The 13,966-nt window shown below is 63.5% G+C and carries 15 protein-coding genes; 1 reads left to right on the top strand and 14 read right to left on the bottom strand.

The features are described 5' to 3' along the window. Positions 1-8 precede the first annotated feature (8 nt). From sufU to ACWIVK_RS08025, 6 genes are all read right to left on the bottom strand, one after another. Positions 9-389 (bottom strand): Fe-S cluster assembly sulfur transfer protein SufU, encoded by a 381-nt coding sequence (sufU, locus tag ACWIVK_RS08050; protein ID WP_448576131.1) that lies wholly within the window; start codon positions 387-389, stop codon positions 9-11. Positions 390-411: 22 nt separating this feature from the next. Next, on the bottom strand, positions 412-1,671 hold the full coding sequence (locus tag ACWIVK_RS08045; RefSeq protein ID WP_448576130.1) for an aminotransferase class V-fold PLP-dependent enzyme: 1,260 nt from the start codon (positions 1,669-1,671) through the stop codon (positions 412-414). Next, the gene (gene sufD / locus ACWIVK_RS08040; RefSeq protein ID WP_448576129.1) at positions 1,668-3,005 is read right to left on the bottom strand and encodes a Fe-S cluster assembly protein SufD; all 1,338 of its coding nucleotides are present in this window, start codon (positions 3,003-3,005) and stop codon (positions 1,668-1,670) included. Before sufD ends, ACWIVK_RS08045 begins: the two co-directional genes overlap by 4 nt. Before the next feature lie 55 nt (positions 3,006-3,060). Continuing rightward, positions 3,061-4,476 (bottom strand): Fe-S cluster assembly protein SufB, encoded by a 1,416-nt coding sequence (gene sufB, locus ACWIVK_RS08035; protein ID WP_448576128.1) that lies wholly within the window; start codon positions 4,474-4,476, stop codon positions 3,061-3,063. A gap of 28 nt (positions 4,477-4,504) precedes the next feature. Beyond that, positions 4,505-5,290 (bottom strand): Fe-S cluster assembly ATPase SufC, encoded by a 786-nt coding sequence (sufC, locus tag ACWIVK_RS08030; RefSeq protein WP_448576127.1) that lies wholly within the window; start codon positions 5,288-5,290, stop codon positions 4,505-4,507. A gap of 103 nt (positions 5,291-5,393) precedes the next feature. Beyond that, positions 5,394-5,825, bottom strand: a complete 432-nt coding sequence (locus tag ACWIVK_RS08025; protein WP_448576126.1) for a Fur family transcriptional regulator — start codon at positions 5,823-5,825, stop codon at positions 5,394-5,396. A 98-nt stretch (positions 5,826-5,923) separates the two neighbouring features. Between ACWIVK_RS08025 and ACWIVK_RS08020 the strand changes: the two genes are divergently transcribed. Further along, entirely contained in the window at positions 5,924-6,412 is a 489-nt protein-coding gene (locus ACWIVK_RS08020) for an iron-sulfur cluster assembly scaffold protein (protein ID WP_448576125.1), read from the top strand. Here the strand turns inward: ACWIVK_RS08020 and ACWIVK_RS08015 are convergent. From ACWIVK_RS08015 to ACWIVK_RS07980, 8 genes are all read right to left on the bottom strand, one after another. Then, positions 6,409-6,780, bottom strand: a complete 372-nt coding sequence (locus ACWIVK_RS08015; RefSeq protein WP_448576124.1) for a hypothetical protein — start codon at positions 6,778-6,780, stop codon at positions 6,409-6,411. The two genes, ACWIVK_RS08020 and ACWIVK_RS08015, sit on opposite strands and share 4 nt — an antisense overlap. 63 nt (positions 6,781-6,843) lie before the next feature. Then, positions 6,844-7,416 (bottom strand): 3'-5' exonuclease, encoded by a 573-nt coding sequence (locus tag ACWIVK_RS08010; protein ID WP_448576123.1) that lies wholly within the window; start codon positions 7,414-7,416, stop codon positions 6,844-6,846. A gap of 14 nt (positions 7,417-7,430) precedes the next feature. Beyond that, complete coding sequence (locus tag ACWIVK_RS08005) at positions 7,431-8,117, bottom strand: metal-dependent hydrolase (protein ID WP_448576122.1); 687 nt, start codon at positions 8,115-8,117, stop codon at positions 7,431-7,433. 42 nt (positions 8,118-8,159) lie between these two features. Continuing rightward, positions 8,160-9,770 (bottom strand): amidohydrolase, encoded by a 1,611-nt coding sequence (locus ACWIVK_RS08000; protein ID WP_448576121.1) that lies wholly within the window; start codon positions 9,768-9,770, stop codon positions 8,160-8,162. Between the two features lie 24 nt (positions 9,771-9,794). Further along, positions 9,795-11,399 (bottom strand): amidohydrolase, encoded by a 1,605-nt coding sequence (locus ACWIVK_RS07995; RefSeq protein ID WP_448576120.1) that lies wholly within the window; start codon positions 11,397-11,399, stop codon positions 9,795-9,797. Positions 11,400-11,617: 218 nt separating this feature from the next. Continuing rightward, positions 11,618-12,457, bottom strand: a complete 840-nt coding sequence (locus ACWIVK_RS07990) for a polysaccharide deacetylase family protein (protein WP_448576119.1) — start codon at positions 12,455-12,457, stop codon at positions 11,618-11,620. Then, positions 12,457-13,653 carry an aminotransferase class V-fold PLP-dependent enzyme gene (locus ACWIVK_RS07985; protein WP_448576118.1) on the bottom strand — a complete coding sequence of 399 codons (1,197 nt, stop codon included), beginning with the start codon at positions 13,651-13,653 and terminating at the stop codon, positions 12,457-12,459. The genes ACWIVK_RS07990 and ACWIVK_RS07985 overlap by 1 nt, the downstream gene beginning before the upstream one ends. 181 nt (positions 13,654-13,834) lie before the next feature. Continuing rightward, the coding region (locus tag ACWIVK_RS07980) for a PLP-dependent transferase (RefSeq protein WP_448576160.1) at positions 13,835-13,966 on the bottom strand (132 nt) is incomplete at its 5' end.

The raw sequence follows: 13,966 nt of genomic DNA, 5'->3' as shown, positions 1-13,966 counted from the left end.
CGTGCCGATCAAGTCGGCCATTCGTCGAGGCCATAGGCGGCTGCTTTGAGTACTTTCAGGCTGAGCAGAGCGCACTTGCGCCGTGCCGGACTGATGGGGACACCGAGTTCTTCGAGGAGATCCTGAGCTCCCAGCTGTTTGACCTCCTCGAGCGTTTTCCCTTTAACCATTTCGGTCAAGATCGACGCTGCAGCCTGACTGATCGCGCAGCCACGGCCGGTAAATCGAATGTCGGTAATCCGATCGTTCTCCAGCTTGAGATCGATACGGATCCGATCACCACATAGCGGGTTCGAATCCTCGAAGGTGCGGTCCGGTCGTTCCAGTGTCCCGTAGTTGCGGGGATTTTGGTAATGGTCGAGGATATGCTCCCGGTAGAGTTCGGCCACGGCCTGTCCTCCAGTCAGCCATTCACCCCGCGACGCCGAAAACTCGGCGTACTTCGCGGAGTGCCTCGATGAGGCGATCCACGTCGTCCTCGGCATTGTAAAGATAGAAGCTCGCGCGCGTCGTCGCCACGACGCCGAGGCGCCGCATCAAGGGTTGCGTGCAATGGTGACCAGCACGGACTGCGATTCCGTGCTGATCGAGCACGGCGGCGACGTCGTGGGGATGGACGTCGCCGATGGTGAAGCTGATGACACCGCTGCGATCGTCACCGACCGGCCCATAGAGCCGGATGCCCGGAATTTCCTCCAAACGGGGGAGCGCGTAGGCCAGCAGAGCCCGCTCGTGTTGCCGGATGGCTGCCATGCCGATCGACTCCAGATAGTCGATCGCGGCTCCCAGAGCCACCGCGTCGGCAACGCTCGGTGTTCCAGCTTCGAAGCGGGCTGGTACGTCACCTGGGTAAAAACCCTCGGTCGTCACTGTGCGGATCATGCCACCGCCGCCGAGAAATGGTGGCAAGCTGGTGAGCAAGTCGTAGCGGGCCCAGAGAACGCCAATCCCGAATGGCGCGAGCATCTTGTGGCCGGAAAAGGCCAGGAAGTCGGCTCCGAGCTCGCGGACATCGACCGGGAAATGAGGAACGCTCTGGGCAGCATCGACCAACACGAGTGCACCGGCACGGTGGGCGAGGCGAACGATCTCTGGGATCGGATTGATGGTCCCCAGCGCATTGGAAACGTGCGTCACGGCGACCAGCTTGACCGGATATGCGTTCAGTAGCTCCTCCAGCTGATCGAGTCGGAGCCGGCCGTTCTCGTCGATATCGACGAAGCGGACGATGATACCGCGCTCGGCGGCGAGCTGATGCCAGGGGACGATATTCGAGTGATGCTCGAGTATCGTCGTCACGACGACGTCTCCTGGCTGGAGCGCGGTGGTACCCCATGTTCTGGCCACCAGGTTGATCGCCTCCGTCGTATTGCGGACGAAGACGACCTCTTGGCTGCGGGCGGCTCCGATGAAGCGCGCGACTTTGGCGCGCGCTTCCTCATAGAGGACCGAGGCTTCCTCGCTCAACTCGTAGATGCCGCGGTGAATATTCGCGTTGCTCGTGCGATAGAAGCCAGCGAGCGCCTCGATGACGCTCGCCGGCTTCTGTGACGTTGCCGCACTATCGAGATAGGCGAGAGGTTTGCCCCCGCGGACTGTCCGCTGAAAGATCGGGAAGTCCCCTCGGATCCGCTCGACATCGAGTGGCTGCATTCCAGTGAATGTCGTCATAGCCCGATTTTCCGCGCGATGGCTGCCCGCACGGTCTCCTGTACCTCCGTGACGGGCACCCGCTCGATCACCTCATCGAAGAAGCCATCGACGATCAGCTTCACCGCTTCTGGTCGGCTGATGCCTCGGCTCATCAAGTAGAAAATATACTCCTCTTCCACTTGCCCGACAGTGGCACCATGCGTACACCGCACGTCATTGGCACCGATTTCGAGGTTCGGAATCGTATCGGCCCGAGCGGTCGGGGAAAGGATCAAGTTGCGGTTCGCTTGGTATGCGTCGGTCCGCTGGGCCTGTGGGAAGACCTCGATCAGGCCGCTAAAGACAGTGCGGGCACGATCCTTGAGCGCTCCCTTGTACAGGAGGTCGCTCGACGCATAGGGCGCGACATGCCATTGGCGCGTCTGGTGATCGAGATGCTGCGCATCGTCGGCGAAGTAGAGCCCGAGCATTTCGGCAGTCGCACCGGGTCCCACGAGATTGCTGGCGATGAATGCCTTGCTCAGCCGCGAGCCGAGGCTGACGTTCAGCGTGTTGACGGTTACGTCCTGCCGCAAGAGGGCTCGTTGGGTCGTGAAGTTCCAGACGCTCCGCCCCCAGTCCTGCAGCTGGATGTAGCGAACCTGTGCACCCTCGCCGGTAATGATCTCGACGACATTGGAGGCGATCAACGGTTCCTCCACGGTGGGAGAAGCCCAGGTGTCGATCAAGACGACGCTCGCTCCTGGTTCAGCAACGAGGAGCGTGTGCGCGAAGATCGCCGAGCCCGGCGTTTCCGCCCATACGAAGCTGCGCAGCGGGAGAGCGACCTCCACCCCCTCCGGGACGTACAGGAAGGTTCCGCCGCTCCAAAAGGCAGCGTGCAGCGCCGCGAACTTGTTGTCCTCCGGCCTCACTGCTTCGGTCATGAAGACTCGCTGGAGGAGTTCCGGCATGTCGCGCGCTGCGGTCAAGAGATCGGTAAAGACGACACCCTCGGCAGCGAGCTGCGGATCGAGCTGGGTGCAGACAACGGAGCTATCGACCTGCACTAGAAGCCCTGATCGCAAGGCAGCATCGCCGAGGATCTCGAAGAGAGCGGATGGGAGCACGTCTGGCCCGCTCACTCGCTGACCGATCCCGGCGAAGGGCACGACTTGATCGATCGGGAGGCGCCGGATGTCGGTCCGTCGCCATTCCTCGTCGGTCCGGCTGGGCATCGGCGTCCGCTCGTAGATCTCCCAGGCGGCGAGACGCCGTTCGCGCAACCAGGTCGGCTCGTCGAGGAGGTGCGAGAGTTCCTCGACTGCCTCACGGGTGAAGCCTCGTGTCCGTTCTGCGACCCTCGTGCTCATGATCTCCCCTCAGGTGACGGTGCGGCGGTCTGGGATGGGCCAGACCGCCTGCGTCTCATCCGACTGAACCTTCCATCTCGAGCGCGATCAGCCGGTTCAACTCGACCGCGTACTCCAGCGGCAGTTCCTTGGTGATCGGCTCGATGAAACCGTTGACGATCATGCTCATCGCCTCGGCTTCGGTGAGTCCCCGGCTCTGCAGGTAGAAGAGCTGTTCCTCAGCCACCTTGCTCACCGTCGCCTCATGGCCGATCGACACCTGCTCCTCTTCGATCTCCATATACGGGTAGGTGTCCGTGCGGCTCTGCTCGTCGAGCAGGAGCGCGTCACACACCACGTTGGCGCGCACATGGTGGGCACCGCGATGCACCTTGACCAAACCGCGGTAACTGGCTCGGCCAGTCCCCTTGGAGATCGACTTCGAGATGATCTGGGATGAAGTGTACGGTGCGACGTGCACCATCTTGCCACCAGCATCCTGATGCTGGCCATCACCAGCGAAGGCGACCGAGAGCACTTCACCGCGGGCACCCGGCTCCATCAACCACACGGCTGGGTACTTCATGGTGACCTTGGAGCCGAGATTCCCATCCACCCACTCCATGGTGGCATCACGATAGGCGGCCGCCCGCTTGGTCACGAGGTTGTAAACGTTCTTCGACCAGTTCTGGATGGTCGTGTAGCGGCAGCGGGCGCCTTCTTTGACGATGATCTCGACGACCGCGCTGTGCAGCGAGGCAGCGCTGTAGATCGGCGCGGTGCAACCCTCCACGTAGTGGACGTAGGCGCCAGGCTCCACGATGATCAGCGTGCGCTCGAACTGCCCGACGTTCTCGGCATTGATGCGGAAGTAGGCCTGGAGCGGTACTTCGACCCGCACTCCTTCCGGGACATAGACGAAGGAGCCTCCCGACCAGACAGCTGAATTGAGAGCAGCGAACTTGTTATCGTTGGGGGGCACGATGGTCCCGAAGTACTGCTTGACCAGGTCCGGATACTCGCGGACGGCCGTATCCATATCACAGAAGATCACGCCGAGCCGCTTGAGTTCCTCGCGGAGCGAGTGGTAGACGACCTCCGACTCGTACTGGGCCCCGACACCGGCGAGGAACTGTCGCTCCGCTTCTGGAATCCCCAAGCGATCGAAGGTGCGACGAATGTGCTCGGGCAGTTCCTCCCAGCTCGAACCCTGTCGCTCGGTCGGCTTGATGTAATAGACGATCTCGTCGAAGTTCAGTTCGGACAGGTCCGCGCCCCAGGTCGGCATCGGACGCCGCAGGAAGTATTCGAGCGCCTTGAGTCGGAACTCGCGCATCCACTCCGGCTCATTCTTGATCCAGGAGATCTGCTCGACCACTTCCCGATCGAGGCCCTTGCGTGCTTTGAAGACATACTGCTCGGGGTCACGGAACCCGTATTTCTCAGCGTACTCGCTTCCCAATCGCTTGAGTTCCACTTCTGGTGTCGTCATGGCACGTTCCTCCTTCGCTACAGCTCGGTCAGGAGGCTGCTTCCGCGAACTGCTCCTTGACCCAGTCGTACCCCTTCTCTTCGAGTTCCTCAGCCAGTTCCGGTCCACCGGAGACAGCGATCTTGCCGTCCAGCATGACGTGCACGTAGTGTGGGCGGATGTAGTTCAAGATGCGCTGATAGTGCGTGATGACCAAGAGGGCCATATTCGGGTTGAAGAGACGGTTTACACCGTCGGAGACCGTCCGCAGTGCGTCGATGTCGAGACCCGAGTCGGTCTCGTCCAGCACGGCGAACTCCGGCTCGAGCATCGCCATCTGCAAGATTTCGGCTCGCTTCTTCTCGCCACCCGAGAATCCCTCGTTGAGGTAGCGCGAGGCGAAGCTCTCGTCCATGCGGAGCATCTCGAGCTTTTCCCGGAGCAATCGACGGAACTCCCGAGGGCTGAGAGCCTTGTCCTCACCGAAACGCGCCTTGCGCACAGAGTTGACTGCCAGCCGCAGGAAGTTGGCCATGGTCACACCAGGGATAGCGGTCGGATACTGGAAGGCCAGGAACATGCCCATCCGTGCCCGCTCGTCGGGTGGGAGCTCGAGCACGTTTTCGCCCTTGTACAGGATGCGCCCCTCGTAGACTTCGTAGTTTGGGTGTCCAGCGATCACGTACGCCAGGGTACTCTTGCCGGAACCGTTGGGTCCCATCAAGGCGTGAATCTCGCCCCGCTCGATCACCAGGTTCACCCCGCGCAGGATCTCCTTCCCCTCGATGCCCGCGCGCAGGTTTTCGATCACGAAAAGCGGTGTGTGCTCAGTCATGCTGTCGTGACCCTCCTTCCTTCCGTCGCCCTTCAGACTTACTATACCACATCGTTTCGAAACTCGATCCGCATCGTCCCCCTTCCTCAGTTCGAGACAGAGATCAGCGCCGGCTGGTTCGTGCTTCCTGCACGGCGCGATCGCGCTTCTCCTGACAGGATGGACAGATCCCGGTAAAGACTGTTTGGTGGTCGAGAATCTCGAACCCGGTCTTTTCGGCGGCTACCTGGCGAGCGAGCAATGCGGTCGGCACCTCGACGTCGACGAGTTCGCCACACACCACACAGTGCACGTGGTCATGACGGTCGGTCCGGCGATCGAACCGGCTGGCATTGTCCCCGAACGGAAATTCTTGAATCAAGCCGTGCTTGGCCAAAAGGTGCAGCGTCCGGTACACCGTCCCATAGGCGATGGTCGGGTACTTACGCCGTACCCGCTCGTAGATCTCGGCCGCGGTGAGGTGCCGTTCCGCATTCTGCACTTCGGCCAAGATCGCCATCCGCTGCGGTGTCATCCGAAAACTGGCCGGAATCATGATCAGCGACTCACTCCTAAGTGAGAATGATTCTCGTTCTCACCTGTGCTATACCTTACCGCGTCAGTCGGGATTCGTCAACCGTCGAAGGGGTCGAGATGGACAAACAGGAACTGATGGAGCAGATCGTCGAGCACTATCGTCGGCCACGTCACCGCCATGCCCTGCCGGATGCCGATGTGGTGATGCCAGGGGGCAATCCAGGCTGCGGCGATATCGTCACCATCTATCTCAAGGTCGACGAGCAGGGGCACCTGATCGCGGAGGCCTCGTTCGAAGGCGAGGGGTGTACGATCAGTCAAGCAGCGGCGGATATCCTGCTCGACCTCGTGAATGAAGAGCGATGGACGCTCGAGCAGGTCCTGGAAGCCGACTACCACTTGATGGAAGAGCTCGTCGGTGCGGAAGCAGTCAAGCTACGGCCCCGATGCGCGACGCTGGCTCTGGGAACGCTCAAGGCGGCGGTCACCAAATACTTGCGCGACCAGCTGCGTCGCGAGGCCGGTCTCGAGGTGGTCGAACGGGAAAACGAGCGCTTCGGCATCGTGACTGGAGAACTGCCATCAGCTGAGGTATCGCACAGCTAGCTCGTGGAGCGTCGTTCGCGGCGGAGTTCCTCGACGAAAGCTGCGAGGTGCTCGCGGAGCTGCGGACCGAAGCCGGACACCGTCACGAGCGTTGCCCCAGCGCGGCCGACGTTGGGCTGGACCAGGATCTCAGCCGTCACCCGGGGAAGCGGGCCCTCGCGTTTGCCGATGACGTACACCTGATTGGGGCGACCGGTCCGTCCCGCGCGATAGCCGCGTGCCGTGAAGTAGGCGATAGCGCGTTCCAGGACCGCGTCAGGACTAGCGCGAGTCACGACACGGCGCTGGAAGGTGGTGCGCGTCATCTCGACGGTCAACTGCTCGCGCGTCGTCGCGGTTTCGGTGTCGTCACGCTGTTTCTCGTCCATCGTGGCGGTTGCTCGTCTCCCACCACATGACCCCCGCTTCCCAATGGTACGCGGTGCGGGCGCTCAGAAGCGGAGCGGCTGGCCAGCCGCCATCGCCCGGACGAGACGGCGGCAGGCCTCGGCGTCGGCGGCTGCTCGATGCGCTCCGGGATGAGGGATGCCGAGGCGTGCGAGCGCCTCGCTCAAGCGATGGTAGGCGCGCCAGGATTCGGTCGGCGGGGGACCAGCGTACTCAGCGAAGCGGCGCATGGCGCAGTCCCACGAGAGTTCCGGCAAGCGGAGGCGATAGCATCGGCAGGTTTGTTCGATCAAGCGGCGATCGAACGGTGCGTTGTACGTCACGATCAGCCTCGCAATGTCGAAGATCGCGCGGAGTTCCCGGTACACGACCGGCCACTCAGGTGCACGGGCGAGATGCGCCGCACTCAGCCCGTGCACCCGCAGTGCGGCCGGATCGATGGGGCAGCTCGGCTTGACCAATGTCTCCAGGAGAACGTTCCCGCGCGTGTCCAAGACGGCGAGTTCGATGACCTGGTCCTGGCTTCCGGTGCCAGTCGTCTCGGTATCCAGGATCAGGACTCCGGAGCTGGCACAGATCGCTCGCGCCCAGGCCTGGGCGCGTTGTCGCCTGTCCACACGCGGCGATCCTCTCACTCGAGGACGAGCTGCTCGCCGGGTTGCAACACGACGCAGCGTGCGCTGGTCTGCTCCTCGACCGCTTTGGCGAACGCGTGCGGATCCTGCTCGATCAATGGGAAGGTGTTGTAGTGACAGGGCACGACGACTTTGGGAGCGAGCAGTTTGACTGCCTTGACTGCATCGGTTGGTCCCATCGTGAAATGATCGCCGATCGGCAAAGCGGCCAGATCGAGTCCCTCTTCGCCGATCAGGGCCATGTCGCCGAAGAGGCAGGTGTCGCCGGCGAAGTAGAGCGTCTTGCCACCCATGCGCACGACCAAGCCAGCCGGTACCCCGGGAGCCAGGAACTGCTCGCCGTAACTCGACGTGTGCCACGCCGGAACGAGCTTGACCGTCCCACCGTCGAAACGGACCGTTCCACCGTGGTTGGCGGGAATCGCCTCCGCACCCTGCTGCTGGAGAAAGCTGGCCAGTTCGAAGGTGGCGATCACGGGCGCCTTGGTTCGCTTGGAGAGCGCGAGCGCATCGCCGACGTGATCGGCATGAGCATGCGTGAGCAGGATGGCGACCGGATGGAGTTCATCGGGTTTGGCCGCAGCGCGCGGATTGCCGGTGAGGAATGGATCGATGACGACCTGCTTGCCCTCGGCTTCGACGGTAAATGCAGCGTGCCCGAGGTATCGTACGGTCACCGCCATCGTGGCTGTCCCTCCCTTCGTCCCGGTCTGGTCCGTCACTTCCTAGAATACTGCGTTCTCCGCCTTCCAGGCGATCCGGCCGTCCACGATTGTCAGGAGGGTGCGGAGGCTCGGGAGCTCCTCCGGATCGATGGCCAGCGGATCGCGATCGACGACGACGAGATCGGCTAGGAAGCCTGGTGCGATCTGACCCCGCTGGTGCTCCTCGAAGCTGGCATACGCGCCGCCAGCGGTGTAGAGGCGAATGGCTTCCATGACGGTGACCCGCTGCTCGGGGCCGAACGGTTGTCCGGTCAGTGTCTGGCGCAGCACGGCTGCTCGGATACCGATCCAAGGATCGGGCGGGATCACCGGCGCATCGGAGCTGAAAGCGACGGCGATACCCCGTTCGAGCCAGGCACGCGTCGGGTAGGCCAGAGCGAGCCACTCCTCGCTGAAATTCCGCCGATAGGCATCACCGAGGTAGTAACCGAATGCCGGTTGGGGCACGGCGACGACACCGAGACGGGCCATGCGCTCCAAAAGGTCAGGGCGGAGCATGCCACAGTGCTCGATCCGCCAGCGGTGATCATGGATCGGATGAGCCTGGAGAGCGCGCTCGTAAGCGGTGAGGATCATCTCGATCGCTCGATCACCGATGGCGTGCGCTGCTGCCTGCGCGCCGAGCCGGGCTACTCGTCGGAAGGCCTCGTCGAGTTGGTCCTGTGTGTAGTACGCGAGCCCGTAATTGTCCGGTTCATCAGGGTAGGCGATGCTCATGGCTGCCGTCCGGGCACCACCGGCTCCGTCCTGGAAGAGTTTGAAGGGACCGATGCGCAACCAGGCGTCGCCGAACCGGTTGCGGAGTCCGAGGCGCTCCGCTGGCTCCAAGAGGTGGTCGATGAGCAGCATGACGCGTGCTCGAACGGGCAATTCGCCGCGCTGGTGCAGGTTCTGGTAGGCCTGGAGCTCCTCTGGTCGACTGATCCCGGCTTCGGTGACGCTGGTGATTCCGAGCGAGAGAAAGCGTTCACCGGCACGACGAAGTGCCCGCTCCAGATCGTCGACAGTCGGCTCGGGCACGAGATGCCGGACGAGTTCTTGGGCCCGCTCTTGGAGGAGACCGGTCGGCTCACCAGTCTCGTCGCGCACGATCCGGCCGCCTTCCGGATCTGGTGTCTCCCGCGTGATACCGGCACGGGCGAGTGCCGCGCTGTTGGCGACCAGCATGTGGCCACAGGTGCGGATGACGATGGTCGGCCGGTCACCAGTGACGCGATCGAGTTCCCAGCGGGTGGGATGCCGCTGGACGTCCAGTCGCGAGTCGTCGTACCCTCGGGCGAGCAGCCAGCGGTCGGGCGGCAGTTCCTGCGCAGCCTTGCGGAGTTCGTCGAGGAGCCGTTCCAGCGTCGGGGTGGCGACCGGCGAGACATCGACCCACTCGAGAGACAGCCCCAGACCGAGCGGATGACAGTGCGCGTCGTCGAAACCAGGCAAGACGGTGGCACCCGCGAGGTCGATGACTGTGGTGTGAGCGCCACGGTAGCCGAGCAGTTCCGAATCGTTGCCGGTAGCCAGGATGCGATCGCGGAAAATCGCGACTGCCTGAGCACGGGGCCGGGCTGGGTCGAGCGTCAGAATGTTGGCATTGTGGAGGATCAGGTCACACACCATGGGTGCACGCTCCCTTTCCGTCCGTCATGCGGCACCAGGACGAGCATAGACGATCCGTCCGCCGACGATGGTGTAATCGACGCGGACGCGACCGAGTTCCTCCGGCGGTACCGAACGAAGATCGGTCTCGAGCACCACGACATCGGCGAGCTTTCCGGGCTCGAGTGTCCCCTTGAGCCGTTCCTCGAACGAGGCATAGGCGCCGTTCAGCGTGTACACGCGGATAGCCTCTTCCAGCGTGATGCATTCCTCGGGCCAGAGGACGTTCCCAGCCGCATTGCGTCGCGTGACCATCGTTTGGATGCCGAGCATGGCATTGGGCGAGCAGACAGGCGTATCGCTGCTCGCTGCCGCCACGATACCGTGGTCCAGAAACGTGCGGAGCGCATAGGCGTAACGCAGCCGCTCGTGCCCGAGGCCGCTCAGGTAGACCTCTTGGAAATCGTGCAGGAAGGTCGTTCCGGGAATCGGCACGGCCCCGAGCCGGGCGAGGCGATCGAGGAGATCCGGACGCAGGATGCTGCAGTGCTCGATTCGGTGACGGTGATCAGGGCGTGGCTGCCGGCGCAGCGCCTCTTCGAAGGCATCGAGCAGGAGCTCGATAGCAGCGTCCCCGATGGCGTGAGCACAGCACTGAAAGCCGGCACAGTGGGCCTCGACGATCTTTCGCTTCATCGTCTCTGGCTCGTCCATCCAGAGCCCGAGCGTGTCGCGATCCAAGTAGGGTTGCGACATCCGTGCAGTCCGTCCACCGATACTCCCGTCGAGGAAAATCTTGGCTGGCCCGATGCGCAACCATGCGTCTCCGAACCCCGTGCGCAGACCGAGCTCCCGGCATGGTTCCAGGAGATCGTCGAGGAGGATCATCAGCGATGTCCGGACGGGAAGGGCATCGCGCTGGGCGAGCGATTGGTAGGCGAGGAACTCCTCAGCGCGACGGATACCCGCCTCTTGCACGCTGGTCACACCGAAGCGGAGGAACGTTTCGCCGGCCAACCGGATAGCCTCGGCGAGATCCTCGACCCGCGGCTGCGGAAGACAGGTGCGGACGAGCTGGAGCGCTGCTTCGCGAACGACTCCGGTCGGCTCACCGTCCGGCCCACGATCGATCGTTCCTCCTGGAGGATCCGGAATCTCCCGACCGATCCCAGCCAGGGCGAGGGCGAGGCTGTTGGCGACGCCGATGTGGCCGCAGGCACGGATGAGCAGGACGGGGTGGCGCTGGGTCGCCCGATCGAGGTCGTCGCGGGTCGGGTGCCGTCCCTCCGCGAGGTGGGCCTGATCGTAACCGCGTGCGACGATCCAGGTTCCCGGCTCTTGACTGGCCGCGCGCTGAGCGATGCGTTGCACGATCTCCTCGATCGTACGGTTGGGCGGTGTGCGGGCATCGACCTCGCGGAGGCTCATTCCGAGCGCGATCGGGTGACAATGAGCGTCGTTGAAGCCGGGCGTCGCGGTCCGGCCCTGCAGATCGATGATGTCGGTCACTGGCCCGACGTGCGCGCGGACGTCTCGTTCTGCGCCGATGGCGAGGATCCACTCGCCACGCAGCGCGATCGCGTCCGCGACAGGCCTGTGCGGCGAAGCAGTCAGCACGGTACCGTTCACGAGCACGATATCGGCGTGCATCGGCTCTCTCCATCCTCCCGTCAGATGCCGACGAGCTTGGGAAACGGAGCCAAGTTCTGGCTAGTCACCGCGCTCCCAGAACTGTATCGAATCGCGAGGAGTCACGTCCCTGTACGCAGACCAGGTCAGCCGAGAGAGTCGCCGAGATCGCTCCAGGCGTTTCGCATGATGCATCACGATTACCCTGCGACACAGCGACGCCATAGCGGATCGTGTCCTCACGACTCGGTCGATGACGTGGCGAACTGGTCGAGGTCGCGCTCTCGCTCGCGCCACCAGAGTGCGACATGATCGGCGCGGGCGATCCACACGTCACCGAGTGTCACGACGAAATCCAGGAAGCGTGCCAGTGCCCGCGAGGGGCCTGGACGACCAGCGATCCACGGATGCAACGTGAGGCACATGAGCTTGCCCTCGGCGCGCACGACCGCGAAGTCCTCTTCCCAGAACTCGGCCACGAGGCGCGGCGGCAACGCTTGCTCGATGAAGAAGGTGTAATCGTCCCACCAGCGAGACGGTGGAAGCTGAATGATCGGTTCGCGGGTCGGATCCGGACGCTGCGCCACCGGCAAGTCACCGAGTGCCAAGTCCATGTTCCACTGAAAGCCGAGTTCTTGGAGGAGCGGGACAGTATCCGGGGTCGACTGCCAGAAAGGGGATTTGTGACCGACCGGGACGGTGCCGGTGAGCGCAGCGAGGTATTCGCGCGTGCGGATCAGATCTTCGCGCTGCTCTTCCCTCGTCATTCGCGTGTAGATCTGGTGATCCCAACCGTGGGTCGCGATCTCGTGCCCGGCTGCGATGACCGTTCGGAGAGCGTCGGGTCGTTCCTCTGCGACGCGCCCGACCCAGCAGAACGTGGCGCGGATATCGTAATCGGCGAGGAGTTCGAGGAGACGGATCAGGCCAGCATCGAGATCGTACCGTGCCTGGGCTCGCCAGTACCCATCGGACTCGCCATGTTGGGCGATGACGCCGTACTCGCCATCCACATCGATGGAGACGACGAGTGCCGCGCGGTGTCCAGCTGGCCAGGTCGGTGGGGTCCGTTCGCTCATCACACTGTGCTCCGCGAGGCGGCGATGGCTCGCCGCGCGTCTTCGAGTACGTCGACGAGCCGCTCGATGTCGTCTTCGGTGTTGTAGAAACCGGTCGAAACGCGCAGGCAGTAGGGATGCGTGATCCATCGGACGATGACGTTACGTTGGGCCAATGCAGCGACGAGCGCCTGCGGATCACCGTCGCGCACCGTGAAGCTCACGAGTCCAGCCATGCGGTCAGGCGGGGTGAGAACGTCGACTCCCTCGAGACTGGCCAGTCGCTCGGCCGCTCTTCGGCCGAGGGCAGCGACGCGTTGAAAGATCCAGCGGTACCCGATGTCTTCGCGAAGCCAGCGGAGAGCAGCGACCTGGCCAGCGATCGCGGGAACATGCACGCCTCCGACTTCGAAGCGCTCAGCGGTGGGTTTGGGAAGGAAGTAGCCGCCGATCGGCTCCAATCCGTTGGGGGCGAGCGAGGCGTAGCCGACGATCGTCAGCTGCAGGCGATCGAGCGCCTCGTCGGAGAAGTAGACGGCGCCGGTACCCTCCGGTCCACAGAGCCACTTCTGGCCCGGGATGGCATAGACATCCGCTCCGAGTGCGGCGACGTCGGTCGGGATGGAGCCGGCTGACTGGGCGCCATCGACCACGACGAGTGCACCGTGCTGGTGCGCGAGTGTCGCGATCTCGGCGATGGGCAGGATAGCGCCGGTATTCCACGTGAGATGAGAGAGCACGACCATGCGCGTTCGCCGGCCGATCAGGCGAGCGAGCGCACCCACGACGTCGCCTGCTCCCGTGCCGAGCCTGGCCGTCCGTACCACCACACCATAGCGCCGGGCGACATTGAAGATCGGCCCCTGGGCGCCGGGATGCTCCATGTCGGTGGTCACGATCTCGTCACCTGGTTGCCAATCGAGTCCCATGACGGCGAGATTGATCCCGTCCGTGGTGTGCCGCGTGAGCGCGATCTGGTCCGGGCGACAACCGAGCAAGCGAGCGACTTCCTCGCGGGCCTGACGCTTGAGGTCAGCGGTCCGCTCGTAGCTCTCGCTCGTGATGCGGCCATGCAGGAGTTCCCGCTCCGCTTCTCGCTGCATCGCTTCCTGGACCAGAGAGGGTAAAGGGCCGAAGGTTCCGGTATTGAGATAGGCGTACTCGCAGACCGCTGGCATGACTGCGCGGATCGCTGCGACTTTGTCGGATTCCTGCATCGCTCATGCTCCTGTTCCCGGCCATCCCGTGTCGACAGTGGGTGTGTACTGCGCTGAGCAGCACCCGTCAAGCCTGAGCGATGGCCGAGCGAACTGGTCCACCGCCGAGGAGCGCGCCGGCTTATAGTGGCGGGCTAGCCGAGGGTCTGTCGCTACGGCCGCGGTCGCTAGATCGCACGATTCAGGCGAGGGTTGCCAGTGCCTGTTCCAGATCGGCGATGATGTCCTCGGGATCCTCGATACCGACCGAGAGCCGGACGAGCCCGTCGCTGATACCCATCGCCTGGCGCTCTTCTGGTGAAAGGCCGCGATG

Source organism: Thermomicrobium sp. (assembly GCF_053493975.1).
Note: the sequence above shows the minus strand (reverse complement) of the source record. Positions and strands in the feature narration are given on the sequence as shown.